Here is a 13,301-nt window from a genome sequence, read left to right as displayed (position 1 = left end):
TGACCCGGCCGCCGACGTCATCCCGTGGCGCGGGAAGCGCGCCGGACGGGGACGGCGGCCGGACCGCGAGCAGGACGCGGTCGGCGAGACAGGTCGGGCGAGACCGTCAGGCGGCGGTGGCGACGAGACGGTCCGCACCGGTCACCGGTGCTGGCGTGGTGCCCGGACCATCGCCGTCGGCGCCGGGCCGTACCCCGGTGTGCGGCACTGGGGTGTGCGGCGACGCGGCGGCGGCGCTGGGCGTGCGGGCGGCGCTCAGCCCGACCTGGGCGGTGTCCCAGGGGGCGCACGGCCACGCCGCGCCGGCGCAGCTCGGGCTGGCGCACCTTCCCTCCGCGTCGGGCTGGTGCGCGTCGGCGACCGCGGCGGACATGTCCCACAGCAGTGGGTCGGTGACCTCCGCCGGACGGTCGGCGGCGCGGTCGGTGTTGGATCCGGACATGGTCGATCCCCCCTGTGGTGAACGGGCCCCCACCTGTTTCCGGAACCGGCCCCGGCCAAACCTGCGGATGATCGGGAACGGGCATAGGCTGGTCGGTGTGGCGCGGTACTACGACCTGCATCCGGACAATCCCCAACCGCGGGTGATCCAGCAGGTGGTGGATCTGCTCCGCGCGGACGGGGTGATCGTCTACCCGACCGACTCGTGCTACGCCCTGGGCTGCCGGCTCGGCAACCGCGACGGCGTGGAGCGGATCCGGGAGATCCGGCGGCTCGACCAGCGGCACCCCTTCACGCTCGTGTGCGCCGACTTCGCCCAGCTCGGCCAGTTCGTCAAACTCAGCAACGCGGTCTTCCGGCAGGTCAAGGCCGTGATTCCGGGCAGTTACACGTTCCTCCTGCCGGCCACCTCGGAGGTGCCGCGCCGGCTCCAGGACCCGCGACGCCGGGTGGTCGGCGCGCGGGTGCCGAAGCACACCGTGACCCAGGCGCTGCTGGCCGGGTTGGGCGAGCCGCTGCTCTCCAGCACCCTGCTGCTGCCGGGTGAGCCGGAGCCGATGACCCAGGGCTGGGAGATCAAGGAACGGCTCGACCACCAGGTCGACGCCGTGGTCGACGCCGGGGACTGCGGGCTCGAACCCACCACCGTGGTCGACCTGTCCGGCCCGGAGCCGGAGATCCTGCGCCGAGGCGTCGGCGACCCCTCCCGCTTCGAGTAGGGATCGGCCGGTTCCGCCCCGCCGGGCCGCCGGGTGCGGCACGGTGGATCCGGCGAACGGCGACGGGGGTACGGCGTGAACGCACTCGTGCTGATCTCGGTGCTCGGCGTCACCGTGGTCGTCGGCACCACCATCGGTGGCCGGTACAGTGTCGCGCCGCCGGTGCTGCTCATCGCCATGGGGGCGCTGCTCGGCCTGCTGCCACCGTTCGAGAACGTGGTCCTCGAACCCGAGGTGGTGCTGGTGCTGTTCCTCCCGGCGATCCTCTACCGGGAGAGCCTGGTGATCAGCCTCCGCGAGCTCCGCGCCAACCTCGCGGTGATCGTGCTGCTGGCCGTCGCGCTGGTGGTCATCACGATGGTCGCGGTCGCGTACCTGGCCCAGGCCCTCGGGGTGGAACCGCACGCCGCCTGGGTGCTCGGCGCGGTCCTGGCGCCCACCGACGCCGCCGCCGTCGCCGGCCTGGCCAAGCGGATGCCGCGTGGCATCCTCACCACGCTGCGCGCGGAGAGCCTGGTCAACGACGGCACGGCGCTTGTGCTCTTCGCGGTGGCGGCAGGTGTGATCGCGGGCGGCAAGGTGCCCGGCCCGTTCGCGCTCGGCGGCCAGTTCGTCGGCAAGTCGTTGGGTGGGGTGGTCGCCGGGCTGCTCGTCGGCGGGCTGGTGATCCTGATCCGCAAGCACATCGACGACGCGATGCGCGAGGGCGGGCTGAGCATCCTCACCCCGTTCGTCGCGTTCCTGCTCGCCGACGCGGTGCACGCCAGCGGGGTGCTCGCGGTCGTCGTCTCCGGGCTGCTGGTGTCGTACGCGGCACCGCAGGTGATCCGGGCCCGCTCCCGGCTCACCGCGTACGCCTTCTGGGACCTGTCCACCTTCATGGTCAACGGTGGTCTGTTCGTGCTGCTCGGCATGCAGGTGCCGGGCTCGCTGCGCAACATCACCAGTCACTCGCCGGCGGCGGCGTTCGGCATCGCCACGCTCGTCGCGCTCGTGGTGGTCGCCACCCGACTGGGGTGGGTGCACCTTGCGGTGTCGGTGTTGCAGGGCGTCGACCGGCGGGAGTCGCGGCGCTCGTCGCACTTCGACGCCCGGATGCGCACGGCCGCCGGCTGGGCCGGGTTCCGGGGCGCGGTCTCGCTCGCCGCGGCGCTTGCCGTGCCGGTCACCATGCACGACGGCACCCGGGTGCACGAGCGGGATCTGATCATCTTCGTCACCGTGGTGGTGATCGTGCTGATCATGGTGGTGCAGGGCACCACGCTGCCGGCCGTCGTCGCCTGGGCCGGTCTGACCGGCGACCGGCAACGCGACGACGAGGTGCGCCAGGCGCGGATCCGCGCCACCGAGGTGGCGCTGGAGGCGTTACCGGAGGTGGCCGCCGACCTGGGCGTCGCGCCGGACACGGTGGACCGGCTCCGCGCCAGCTACCAGGACCACCTGGCGGACGTCCGCGACCCGCGCAGCGAGGAGGCGGAGCGGGAGCGGGAGCTGTCCCGCCGGTTGCAACTGGCGATCCTGGACCGTAAGCGTCGGGAGGTCACCCGGCTGCGCAACAGCAACCAGATCGACGACGCGGTGCTGCGGGAACTCCAGGCGGCCACGGACATCGAGGAGGTCCGCCTGCTCGGCCCCGAGGTCGAGGACTAACCGCAAAGCCCTCGTGCCAATTCACGGAAAGAGTGGCTATCCGCGACCGGATAGCCACTCTTTCCGTGCAACAGGGGGGAAGGGGAAGGGGGATCAGCCGGCCGTGCAGCTCACGGTGCCGGAGGGGGCGGTGCCGGTGCCCTGGAAGCCGAACTCGGTGCTGCCACCGGCGGCGACCTGGCGGTTGTAGTCGACGTTACGGAACGTCACCAGCCCGGTGGAGCCGCTGGTCTGGGCGCTCCAGGCGTTGGTGACCGAGGAGCCGGAGGGCACCGTGAGCGACACCGACCATCCGTTGAGCGGGCTGCCACCGGCGGTGACCCGCACGTTGGTGACGAAGCCGCCCGGCCACTGGTTGGTGGAGAGCGTCGCGGTGCAGGCGCCGGCCGGCGGGGGCGTCGTCGGCGGCTCCGTGGTGGGCGGCGTGGTGGTGGGGGGCGTGCTGGTCGGCGGCGTGCTCGTCGGCGGGGCGCTGGTCGGTGGCGGGGTGCCACCGGCGTTCAGCGCGTTGAGCGTCGAGGTGTACGCCGCCTTCTTGTTGCCGTTGCCGTCGAAGAGCAGCGGCGTCCCGCTGGCCCGCCAGGAGTCGCTGTCCCGGATGCCCCAGACCGTGATGCCGTTGCAGCGCGCCACGGCCAGGCAGTCCTTCACCACGTTGCCGTACGCGGTGGCCTGGCTGCTGCCCGAGCCCTCGATGTCCAGCTCGGTGATCTGCACGTCGACGCCGAGGTCGGCGAAGCTCTGCAGGGTGGTGCGGTAGTTGCCCGGGTACGGCGAGCCGCTGTTGAAGTGCGACTGGAAGCCGACGCAGTCGATCGGCACGCCCCGGGCCTTGAAGTCCTTGACCATGTTGTAGACGCCCTGCGTCTTGGCCCAGCTCCAGTTGTCGGTGTTGTAGTCGTTGTAGCAGAGCTTGGCGCCCGGGTCGGCGGCGCGGGCGGTGCGGAAGGCGACCTCGATCCAGTCGTTGCCGGTGCGCTGGAGGTTGGAGTCGCGCCGGCCGCCGTTGCCGTCGTCGAACGCCTCGTTCACCACGTCCCAGGAATAGATCTTGCCCTTGAAGTGGGTGGCGACCTGCGTGATGTGGTTGATCATGGCGTTGCGCAGCGCGCTGCCCGACATGTTCTGCGCCCAGCCCGGCTGCTGCTGGTGCCAGGCCAGCGCGTGGCCACGGACCCGCATGCCGTTGGCCTGGGCGTGCGCGACGATCCGGTCGGAGCTGCTGTAGTTGAACTGGTTCTGGGACGGCTCGGTGGCGTCCCACTTCATCTCGTTCTCGGGCGTGACCATGTTGAACTCGCGGTTCAGGATGCCGACGTACGTGCCGTCCGACAGCTTGTTCGCGGCCACCGCGGTGCCGAAGTAGCGGCCCTGTTCCGCCGCCGACGCGCCGAGCGTCGTGCCGGCGCTGGCGCTTGTCGCGACCGCGACCGTCGCGGCGACCGCCGCGGCCCCGGCCAGCATCGATACCACCGCGGCACGCGGGCGCGACCGGGCTGTCCCGCTCCCGCTGTCGCGGGCGAGCACCTTGTCCATCTGAAAGCCTCTCCTAGCCTGGTGAATAGGATCGTCCACGTCGGTCACCGCCCGTCACGGTGTCGGCTCGGCGCGACCGCCCGGAGGCCGCGCGGGACGGGGAGACGAGTCCCCTGCACCGTGGGTTGATCGACGTGAATCTGTGCCCCGAGCCTACCGGAACTGTTCCGAAAACTTAACGGTCTCGATATGTCGATTCCCCGGCGGGGAGGTGGCGGTCGATGCGTCGAACGCGCCGGCCGGAGGCGGTCGGCGGGCGGTACTCGGCCCCGTGCTCCGGGTCCGGAAGTTTCGGCGGCACGTGACCCGGCGGACCGGGTCGCCTGGCCCGCTGTCCGTGACCGGACGCACCGGCGCTTGAACGCGGGGCCCCGGGGCGCGATCCTGTCCCTACATCGACATCAAACGATGGAAGAGGTCCCAGGATGCGCCGACCGTCGCTCGTCGTCCTCGTCCTCGCCGCCCTGCTCGCGGCCACCCCCGCCGCGGCCCCGGCCGGCGCCGCCCCACGATCCGCGCCGCTCACCGAGCTGCGCACCGCCGGCACCGCCTGGGGGCACGACCCGGCCACCGGCCGCCTGACCGTCACCGTCGACGACACGGTACGCGGACCGGAGCTGGCCGCGCTGCGCCGGGCCGCCACCCGCTCCGGCGCGGTCCTGCGGCACGAGCCGGGCCGGCTGCGCACGCTCATCGCCGGCGGCCAGGCGATCTACGGCGGCGGTGGGCGGTGCTCGCTCGGCGTCAACGCGCGCAGCGGCAGCACCTGGTACTTCGTCACCGCCGGGCACTGCACGAACCTCGCCGCCACCTGGTACGCCGACAGCGCCCACACCAGCGTGCTGGGCAGCCGCACCGGCAGCAGCTTCCCCGGCAACGACTACGGGCTGGTCCGTTACACCGGCACGGTGGCGCACCCCAGCGCGGTGTACACCTACCCCGGCCAGGTGACGATCTCCGGCGCCGGCAGCGCGTACGTCGGTCAGGCGGTCTGCCGCAGCGGCGCCACCACGGGCGTGCGGTGCGGCGTGGTCACCGGCTTGAACCAGACCGTCAACTACGCCGAGGGCCGCGTCACCGGCCTGATCCGCACCAACATCTGCGCCGAACCGGGGGACAGCGGCGGGCCGCTCTACGTGGCCGCCACAGGCGTCGTCCTCGGGATCCTCTCCGGTGGCAGCGGCAATTGCACCAGCGGCGGCACCAGCTACTACCAGCCGATCCTGAAGGTCCTCGCCGCGTACGGCCTGAGCATCCCGTGACCGCCGGCCCGGAGGCGGGCCGGCGCCGGCCCGAGGGCGAAGGCCGGGGACGCCGACGGCTCGCTAGCCTGACGCGGTGACCGTCTACGCCCTCGCGCAGCTCACCGTTCACGACCGGGCACGCTACGACGCGTACGTCGCCGCCTTCCTGCCGGTGCTGGCCCGGCACGGCGGCCGGCTGCTCGTCGCCGACCCCGCCCCCCGGGTGGTGGAGGGCGACTGGCCGCACGACACGGTGGTCCTGGTGTCCTTCGACCGCCGGGAGGACTTCGAGCGCTGGTCCACCTCGCCGGAATACCGGGAGATCTCCCGGGACCGGGAGGCGGCGACCGAGGGGGTGGTCCTGCTGCTCGACGGCATCGGCCACGCCTGGCCGGCCTGACCGGCCGGTACGCGCCTATCCTGAGCCGGTGGAGCTGGCCTTCAGCGGCGAGGTGTGGTTCTGGCGTGGCCCGGCGCCCTACCACTTCGTGACCGTGCCCGACGAGCAGTGCGCGGCGCTGGCGGCTGCTGCGGCGGCGGTCACCTACGGCTGGGGGATGATCCCGGTGTCCGTCCGCATCGGGGCGACGGACTGGCGGACGTCATTGTGGCCGAAGGACGGGCGGTACGTGGTGCCGCTGCGGGCCGCAGCCCGCCGGGCGGAGCGCATCGCGCTGGGCGATCGGGTGGACGTCCGGTTGACGGTGGACGTCTGAGCGCTCGGTGCGATCCGGCGGGTCAGTCGCCCGGCGGGCGGCCCATCGCCGCGCCCAACTCGGCGCGGCTGGCGATACCGAGCTTGCGGTAGACCCGGGCCAGGTTCGCCTCCACCGTCTTCGGGCTGATATAGAGCGCGTCGGCGATGGCCCGGTTGGTCTGCCCCCGCGCGGCGAGCCGGGCCACCCGTTCCTCGGTGGCGGTCAGGGTGGTCGGCGCCGGTGTGCGGGCGCCCAGCCGGCCCCGCTCCGCCCGCGCCCGGTCCGCGAAGGCGGACGCGCCGAGCGCGTCGAACTCGGCCGCTGCGGCGTCGAGCGCCGCCCGGGCCTCCCGGCGGCGTCGCACCCGGCGGTACGCGCGCCCGGCCACCAGCAGGCAGCGGGCCCGGTCCATCGGCAGCACCGTCGCCGGCACGGTGGCCCGGGCGTCGGCGAGCGCGGCGAGCGCCTCGGTCGGGTCCGCGCCGCCGGCGCCGGCCAGCAACGCCCGGCTGCGCGCCAGGCCGAGCGTCGTCCACGGCCGGGGCAGCCGGGCGTGCCGCCGGGCCAGCCGGTCCAGCACGGCGTGCGCGGTGTCCAGGTCGCCGGCGCCGACGCACGCCTCGATCCAGTCCGGTTCGAACCGTTGCGCCAACGGCTCGGCGATGCCCGAGGTGTCCAGGTTGTCGGCGAGCGCCCGGTACGCCGACGCGGCTGTGGCCCAGTCGCCGCCGAAGAGCGCCACCAGGCCGGTGAGCTGGTGGTGCAGCCGGCGGCTCCAGGGGTCGCCGACGTCGTCGGCCCGGCGTAGGCCGGCGGCGACGCTCCCGGCCTCGACCAGCCGACCCCGGTGGGCGTCCAGCATGCCGGCCAGCCAGCTCTCGCCGACCAGCCCGGTGCCCAGTTGCTCGCCGAGATCCCGGGCGGCGGCGATGTGCGCGCCGGCGACCGCGAAGCGCCCGGCCAGCAGTTCGGTCTCGCCGAGGTGGGTGAGCACCTCGTGGCGCCACGGATCGTCGCCGCGCGCCACCGCCCGGTCCAGCATCAGGTGCAGCCGCCCCCGTGCCCGCTCGTGGTCGTCGACGGCCTTCCACCAGATCGCCGGAATCGAACCGGCCAGGAAGGACGGCTCGCCCGCCTCCAGCGCCAGCGCCCGCTCCAGCAGATCGGTGCGGGCCGGCTGACCGGCGCGTACCTCGTGGAAGAAGAACAGCAGCAACGCGGCGGTCAGCAGCGGGCGGTGGGCGCCCCGGTCGGACAGCCGGGCGATCGCCGCCCGGGCGTGCCGGCGGGCCGGCTCCGGCGCGTCGTGGAACAGCGTCAGGTGCGCGTGGATACGGCCCGTCAGGCGCCCGTCGGGTCCGGCGGCGGCCAGCGCCTCCTCGGCGACGCGGACCGCCACGCCCAGGTCGTCGGCGCACCAGGCGACGAGCGCGCGGAGCAGCAACGCCTCGGCCCGGTCGGCGCCGGTCAGCTCGGCGGCGGCCACCTCGGCGGCCCGGCCCGCCACCGCGTAGTCGCCGCTGTCGATGCGGCACTGCACCGCGTCCAGGCGACGCCGGTCCCGGTCGGCCGCCGCGCCGGGCGGGGTCAGCGCCGCGGCCCGGTCGTACCATTCGGCGGCGAGCGCGGGCACGCCCCGTATCCGTTGCCGGGCCGCCGCGGCGGCCAGGTCGGCGGCGACCGCCGGGTCCGGCGTGACCGTGCAGCGGGCGAGCTGCCGGGCCCGCTCGTCCGGGTCGAAAACCGCGCCGGCGAGCACCGCGTGCAGCCGACGCCGCGCCCCCGCCGGGATGCTCTCCCGCACCGCCGCCGCGTAGCGGGGGTGCGCGAAACTCACCCGGCTCGGCGTCACCACCACCAGGCCGGCGTCCTCCGCCGCGTCCAGCGCGCCGGCCGGCACCCCGGCCGCCGCGAGGTCCCGCAGGTCCGGCACGGTCAGCAGGGCGGCCAGCCGGACCGCGTCCCGGCTCGGGCCGGGCAGCGCCCGCAGCGTGTCGGCGAGCAGGTCACGCAGCGAGGAGGGCACCGGCAGATCCTCGTCCGGCCCGGGCGGCCGGGGCAGTCGCAGCACCGCGCGGGCCAACTCGATGGCCAGCAGCGGGTTGCCGCCGGCCTCCCGCGCCAGCCGGTCGGTCAGCGAACGCCCGAGCGTGCCGCCGAGCCGGGCCGCGACGATCCGGTGCAGGTCCGCCGCCGCGAGCGGGGGAAGGTCGACCCGCAGCGGCCGGTACCGGCCGGTCGGGTCGTCATCGAGGCCGAGCGGTACGGGCACGGACGCGCCGTCGCCGGTGCGTCGGGTGGCCAGGACCGTCGGCCACCGGGGCAGCCGGCGCAGCGCGAACCGCAGCGCCCGGGCGCTGGGCGGGTCGAGCCAGTGCGCGTCGTCGACGGCCAGCAGCACCCGGGTCGCGTCCCCGACGGCGCCGTCGAGCAGGGTGTGTGTGGCGGCGCCCACTGCCCGTTCGTCCACCGCCTCAGCCGCGCCGCCGGTGAGCAGCACCATGTCGGCGGCGGCCCGCTGCGGCGCCGGCAGCCGCGGCAGCGCGTCGGCCAGCGGGCGGAGCACGTCGGCCAGTGCCGCGTACGGCAGCGCGGTCTCGGCCTCGGTGGGCGCGGCCGGCAGCACCCGCCAACCGGCCTCCCGGGCGCGCCCGACCAGCGCCCGCCAGAGCGCGGTCTTGCCGATGCCGCTGGGACCGTCGAGGAGCACCGGCTCCCCGCCCGCCAGGGCGTGCCACACCCGGTCGACGACCGCGTCGCGGCCGACCAGCGCGCCGTCCATGGCGGGATCCTGACACAGCGACGCCAGCCGGCCCAGCGTCGGCGCGGCGTCATCCCGGGGGGTGGCCGCAGACCGCCACGTCCGGGACGACCTCCTCATTGCGGTAGACGTCGGCGCCCCAGCTCGGGCCGGCCGCCGCCGCCACCTGTGGGATCCGGGCCGCCCGGGACGGGGAGAGCAGGCTGAGAAACGTGTTCAGCACGCGGACCACCGGTTCCAGGATGCGGTACCCCACGCCGAAGCGGGCCCGCACGCCGAGGCCGACGCCCCGGCACAGCGCGTACGGGGCACCGAGTGCGGAGCCGAGCGTGGTCCCGTACGAGGTGGTCAGCTCGAACCAGATACCGGCGGTGAACAGGAACGCGCTGATCCCGACCGTGAACCGGACGCCGTGCCGGATCACCAGTCCCATCACGCCGACCGGGACCCCGGTGAGCGAGTCGAGCAGGCTGGCCCGGCGGGCGAAGCCCTCCGTGACGCGCGGCCCCACCCGCCCGTCCGCCCAGCCGAAGCCGAGCCGGCCGGCCAGCGCGTACTCGCCGGCGCCCCGGACGGTGCCGCTGCGGGCGCCGAACGCGGTCGCCACCTCAAGCGTCTGGGTCACTGTGAACGACAGCGGAATACCGGCGACGAGCCCGATCGGAACGGCGATGTCGACCGGGATCGGGAACGTCCGGTGATGGTTCCGGCCGCCGTCGATCCCCGCGGTGAAGTCCACCTTGATGCCGAAGCCGCCGGTGATCTCCAGTTCCGCCCGGGTCACCCGACCGGCGCCGATGGCCAGGTGGAACGAGGCGTCCGGCCGACCCACGGTGAGCGTGACGGTGCCGGCCAGGCGTACCCCGCCGTCGTCGTAGGTGAAGTGCGCGCCGATGCCGCCCGCGCAGCAGAACGTCCGCACCCGGTAGCCGTGGGCGGTCGCCTCCGCCCGCCCACCGGCCGCCGGCGGAGGCTGCCCGGGCGGTACGGCCGGCGCGCGCACGGGGCCGGCGCGCCCGAGCGTGCCCCCGGCCGCTGCCGGCTCCCGGGCCCACGCCGGATCACCCGCCGAATACACCGTCGGGCGGTCGACCGGGACGTCGCTGCCGGTGAACACGCCGTCCCGGATCACCTCGGTCAGCGTGACCGGGCCGATGGTCACCCGCAGGTCCCCGCCTTCCTCGGCCAGGTCGAGCACCCGTCCGACGCCCCGGCCGGTGAGGAACATGACCCGGCCGGGCGCGAGCCGGCCAGCGTGGCGCGCGGAGGGGTCCAGCCGCCAGGTCAGCCCGTCGGCGCTCACCGAACGCACCGCGTCGCTGCCGCCGCCGACCACCACCACGTCCGGTTGCAACGTGACGTCCGGGTCGGGCGCCGGGGCGTACCCGTAGCGTGGCTGTTCCCGGTCCGCCGGGCCGGGCGGTCGCTGCCCGCCGCAGCCGGTCAGCGTGAGCAGGACCGCGACGCCGGCCGCGAGCAGCCGGCGGCGGCTCGCCGGGCTCACATCCGGCCGGCGACGGTACGGGCCAGCCGCTCCAGCGGGGCCCGGTTCTCCTGCGGGTCGTTGAGCCGCACCAGCCGCACCGCGACCCACAGCTCGCCCCTGCGCAGGAAGAACGCCTCGGCGGTGAGCAGCGCCTCGTCGGCCACCCCGGTCAGCGGGCGGGTCTCGTGGTCGAGTTGCCGCTCGATGTCGAGGTACTTCTTCGCGCCGTCGCCCACGTACACCTCGACCTGGGCGGTCGGGCCGGTGACCGGCGCAGTGTAGGTGCACGACCGGGGCGCGGGCACCGCGTCGTCGACCGGGGTGCCGGCGAGCCGCGCGGCGTCGGCCCGGGACACCAGCGCGCAGGCGTCCGGCACGGCGGCGGGCCCGTCCGTCCCCGGCTGCTCCGCTGTCGGTTGCTCGACCGCGACGGGACCGGCCGGCGGGTCGGCCGGGCTCGTCCGGTCGCCGCCGCAGCCGGCGGACGCCGCGAGCAGGACCGTGGCCAGGGCGAGCGCGTGCCGACCGGGTCGCACCGCCGCCGCCTCAGGCCGGGATCGCGTCGAGCGCACGGCGCAGGATCCGCTCGTTGCCGGCCGGGTCGCTGCCGAAGCTGCTGATCGTCACCGTGTACGTGCCGGTGCCGTCGATCAGCACCGCCTCGCCGCGGATGTCCTTGACGGCCAGGTAGCCCTGGTCGCCCCGGTCCACGCCGACCACCTTGTCGTACTGCTTGCCGGCCTGCTCGTGCTGGTAGTCGTAGGTGGCCCGGCCGGCGGTCACCGAGGCGGTGGTGACGGTGAGGCTGGCCACCCCCTTGCCGTCGCCGAACAGGCAGTTGCCCTCGTCCCGCATCGTCCGGCCGACGATCTCGGACACCTGGGCGGCGGTGAACGGACAGGCCGGCGGCGCGCCGCCGGCCGCGCCCAGGTCGCCCAGGCCGGTGTCGTCGGTCCGGCCGGCCGGTGCCGACGCGGGCGTGCCGTCGGTGTCGTCGCACGCCACCGGCGCGAGCAGGGCGAGCAGCAGGGGCAGCCCGAGGAGGGCGCGGGTACGGGCGCGGGCGGAACGGGCCGGCGCGAGCGCGTGAGGTGCCATGCGTTCGACGCTAGGGCCGTCGCCACTCCCGGTAATCGGGGATTTCCCTACGTCGTGAGCCCGGGGACGCCGCGGCCGGACGGCGCCGGTGGGGGTAGCGTGCACCCGAAGCCCGCAGCGAGGAGGTCCGGAGAGTGCAGCCGACGATCGTGGACGTACCCACCCCGGACGGGACGGCGGACGCCTACCTGGCCCGGCCGGACTCCGGCGGCCCGTTCCCGGGCGTCCTGCTGTTCATGGACGCGTTCGGGCTGCGCCCCCGGCTGGCCGAGATGGCCGCGACGATCGCCGACCGCGGGTACGTCGTGCTCGTGCCCAACCTGTTCCACCGTGCCGGCCCCACCCCACCGGTCGACATGTCCGCCCTGGCCGACGACAGCCGGCGCGCCGAGCTGTTCGGGCGGGTCGGGCCGATGATGGCCGCGCTGACGCCGGACGCGGTGGCCCGGGACACCGCCGCCTACCTCGACTTCCTGGCCGCCCAGCCGGGTGTCGCGCCCGGCCCGGCCGCGATCACCGGCTACTGCATGGGCGGCACCACCGCGCTGCGGGCGGTCGAGGCCCTTCCGGACCGGATCGCCGCGGTGGCCGCCTTCCACGCCGGACACGTGGTCACCGACGCGCCGGACAGCCCGCACCGGGGCGTCGGCGCGGTGACCGGCGAGCTCTACTTCGGCCACGCCGACCAGGACGGGTCGATGACCGCCGACCAGATCGCCGTCCTGGAGAAGGCGCTCGACGCCGCCGGCGTCACCTACCGCTCCGAGGTCTATGCGGGCGCCCGTCACGGCTACACCCAGGCGGACACCCCGATGTACGACGAGCGGGCCACCGAGCGGCACTGGGCCGCGCTGTTCGATCTGCTCGACCGCACCTTCCGGAGCTGACCCGGCAGGCCACCGGGGCGCGACTGGCACCTGTCACCGCCGGCCCGGCTGGCTAGCGTCGGCCCATGGACACCGCGCACCGTACGCCGGCCGGCCCGTTCGCCGCGCTGACCACCGCCCACGTCGCCGACGCCTGCCTGCGGGCCGGCGTTCCGGTGCGCTGCGCCCCGGCCGCCGTCCGGCCGGTGCTGGCCGGGCGGTCCCTGGCCGGGCCGGTCCGACCGGCCCGGCACGTCGGCAGCGTCGACGTGTTCCTGGAGGCCATCGACCGGGCGTCGCCGGGGGACGTGCTCGTGGTCGACGACGGCGGGCGCACCGACCGGGCCTGCGTCGGTGACCTGGTGGTGCGGGAGGCGCAGGCCGCCGGGCTGGCCGGCCTGGTGGTGTGGGGCGCGCACCGGGACACCGCGGACCTGACGGCCGTCGGGCTGCCCGTGTTCAGCCTCGGCGCCACCCCGACCGGGCCGCTGGCGCTCGATCCGCGACCGGCCGGCGCGCTGGACTCGGCGCGCGTCGGGCCGTGGACGGTCGACGCCGGTGACCTGGTCCTGGCCGACGACGACGGGGTGCTGTTCGTGCCCGGCGGGCGGGCCGGCGCGTTGGTCGAGGCGGCCCGGTCCATCCGGGACACCGAGCGGCGGCAGGCCGACCGGATCGCCGCCGGCGAGTCGCTGCGGGCGCAGCTCGGGTTCGGCGACTACCTGGCCGCCCGCGCGGCGGAGCCGGCGCTGACGTTCCGGGCGCACCTGCGCCGGGTGGGCGGCGCGATCGAGGAGTGAGC

The 13,301-nt window shown here is 75.2% G+C and carries 13 protein-coding genes; 7 read left to right on the top strand and 6 right to left on the bottom strand.

What is annotated here, in order from left to right; all coding sequences use genetic code 11:
- Window positions 1-106: 106 nt before the first annotated feature.
- The gene (locus O7619_RS19365) at window positions 107-442 is read right to left on the bottom strand and encodes a hypothetical protein (protein WP_282282469.1); all 336 of its coding nucleotides are present in this window, start codon (window positions 440-442) and stop codon (window positions 107-109) included.
- 97 nt (window positions 443-539) lie between these two features.
- Between O7619_RS19365 and O7619_RS19360 the strand changes: the two genes are divergently transcribed.
- Together O7619_RS19360 and O7619_RS19355 are read left to right on the top strand one after the other, a co-directional pair.
- Window positions 540-1,160, top strand: coding sequence for an L-threonylcarbamoyladenylate synthase (locus O7619_RS19360; protein ID WP_282282466.1), 621 nt, complete (start codon window positions 540-542; stop codon window positions 1,158-1,160).
- 75 nt (window positions 1,161-1,235) lie between these two features.
- Window positions 1,236-2,810, top strand: coding sequence for a Na+/H+ antiporter (locus O7619_RS19355; protein WP_282282464.1), 1,575 nt, complete (start codon window positions 1,236-1,238; stop codon window positions 2,808-2,810).
- A 93-nt stretch (window positions 2,811-2,903) separates the two neighbouring features.
- Here the strand turns inward: O7619_RS19355 and O7619_RS19350 are convergent, their stop codons facing one another.
- Entirely contained in the window at window positions 2,904-4,346 is a 1,443-nt protein-coding gene (locus tag O7619_RS19350; protein ID WP_282282461.1) for an endo-1,4-beta-xylanase, read from the bottom strand.
- Between the two features lie 425 nt (window positions 4,347-4,771).
- Here O7619_RS19350 and O7619_RS19345 point away from each other — a divergent pair, with 425 nt between their 5' ends.
- The 3 genes from O7619_RS19345 to O7619_RS19335 all read left to right on the top strand — a co-directional run bounded on the left by O7619_RS19345 (window position 4,772) and on the right by O7619_RS19335 (window position 6,306).
- Window positions 4,772-5,608 (top strand): S1 family peptidase, encoded by an 837-nt coding sequence (locus O7619_RS19345; RefSeq protein ID WP_282282459.1) that lies wholly within the window; start codon window positions 4,772-4,774, stop codon window positions 5,606-5,608.
- Between the two features lie 76 nt (window positions 5,609-5,684).
- A complete protein-coding gene (locus O7619_RS19340) occupies window positions 5,685-5,990 on the top strand; it encodes a DUF1330 domain-containing protein (protein ID WP_282282457.1) in 306 nt (101 codons plus the stop codon).
- Window positions 5,991-6,018: 28 nt separating this feature from the next.
- Window positions 6,019-6,306, top strand: coding sequence for a DUF1905 domain-containing protein (locus tag O7619_RS19335; protein ID WP_282282455.1), 288 nt, complete (start codon window positions 6,019-6,021; stop codon window positions 6,304-6,306).
- A gap of 22 nt (window positions 6,307-6,328) precedes the next feature.
- Here O7619_RS19335 and O7619_RS19330 read toward each other — a convergent pair whose 3' ends face one another.
- Genes O7619_RS19330 through O7619_RS19315 form a run of 4 tightly spaced genes read right to left on the bottom strand, consistent with a single transcriptional unit; the run spans window position 6,329 to window position 11,633 of the window.
- Entirely contained in the window at window positions 6,329-9,070 is a 2,742-nt protein-coding gene (locus tag O7619_RS19330) for a LuxR family transcriptional regulator (RefSeq protein WP_282282453.1), read from the bottom strand.
- Window positions 9,071-9,119: 49 nt separating this feature from the next.
- The gene (locus tag O7619_RS19325; protein ID WP_282282451.1) at window positions 9,120-10,553 is read right to left on the bottom strand and encodes a hypothetical protein; all 1,434 of its coding nucleotides are present in this window, start codon (window positions 10,551-10,553) and stop codon (window positions 9,120-9,122) included.
- The gene (locus O7619_RS19320; RefSeq protein ID WP_282282449.1) at window positions 10,550-11,071 is read right to left on the bottom strand and encodes a hypothetical protein; all 522 of its coding nucleotides are present in this window, start codon (window positions 11,069-11,071) and stop codon (window positions 10,550-10,552) included. Before O7619_RS19320 ends, O7619_RS19325 begins: the two co-directional genes overlap by 4 nt.
- A 10-nt stretch (window positions 11,072-11,081) precedes the next feature.
- Window positions 11,082-11,633, bottom strand: coding sequence for a hypothetical protein (locus tag O7619_RS19315; RefSeq protein WP_282282447.1), 552 nt, complete (start codon window positions 11,631-11,633; stop codon window positions 11,082-11,084).
- Window positions 11,634-11,767: 134 nt separating this feature from the next.
- Between O7619_RS19315 and O7619_RS19310 the strand changes: the two genes are divergently transcribed.
- A complete protein-coding gene (locus O7619_RS19310; protein ID WP_282282445.1) occupies window positions 11,768-12,520 on the top strand; it encodes a dienelactone hydrolase family protein in 753 nt (250 codons plus the stop codon).
- 65 nt (window positions 12,521-12,585) lie between these two features.
- Window positions 12,586-13,299 (top strand): RraA family protein, encoded by a 714-nt coding sequence (locus O7619_RS19305; RefSeq protein ID WP_282282443.1) that lies wholly within the window; start codon window positions 12,586-12,588, stop codon window positions 13,297-13,299.
- Window positions 13,300-13,301: the final 2 nt, after the last annotated feature.

Origin of the sequence: Micromonospora sp. WMMD998 (genome assembly GCF_029581235.1) — a bacterium.
GTDB lineage: Bacteria > Actinomycetota > Actinomycetes > Mycobacteriales > Micromonosporaceae > Micromonospora.
The sequence above is the reverse complement of the archived record's forward strand: the minus strand, read 5'-3'. Positions and strand labels throughout refer to the sequence as shown.

Excerpts from the sequence above, each read along its gene's own strand:
- O7619_RS19365 (WP_282282469.1), bottom strand. The coding sequence starts at position 442 with ATGTCCGGATCCAACACCGACCGCGCCGCCGACCGTCCGGCGGAGGTC.
- O7619_RS19350 (WP_282282461.1), bottom strand. The coding sequence starts at position 4,346 with ATGGACAAGGTGCTCGCCCGCGACAGCGGGAGCGGGACAGCCCGGTCG.
- O7619_RS19345 (WP_282282459.1), top strand. The coding sequence starts at position 4,772 with ATGCGCCGACCGTCGCTCGTCGTCCTCGTCCTCGCCGCCCTGCTCGCG.
- O7619_RS19330 (WP_282282453.1), bottom strand. The coding sequence starts at position 9,070 with ATGGACGGCGCGCTGGTCGGCCGCGACGCGGTCGTCGACCGGGTGTGG.
- O7619_RS19315 (WP_282282447.1), bottom strand. The coding sequence starts at position 11,633 with ATGGCACCTCACGCGCTCGCGCCGGCCCGTTCCGCCCGCGCCCGTACC.
- O7619_RS19305 (WP_282282443.1), top strand. The coding sequence starts at position 12,586 with ATGGACACCGCGCACCGTACGCCGGCCGGCCCGTTCGCCGCGCTGACC.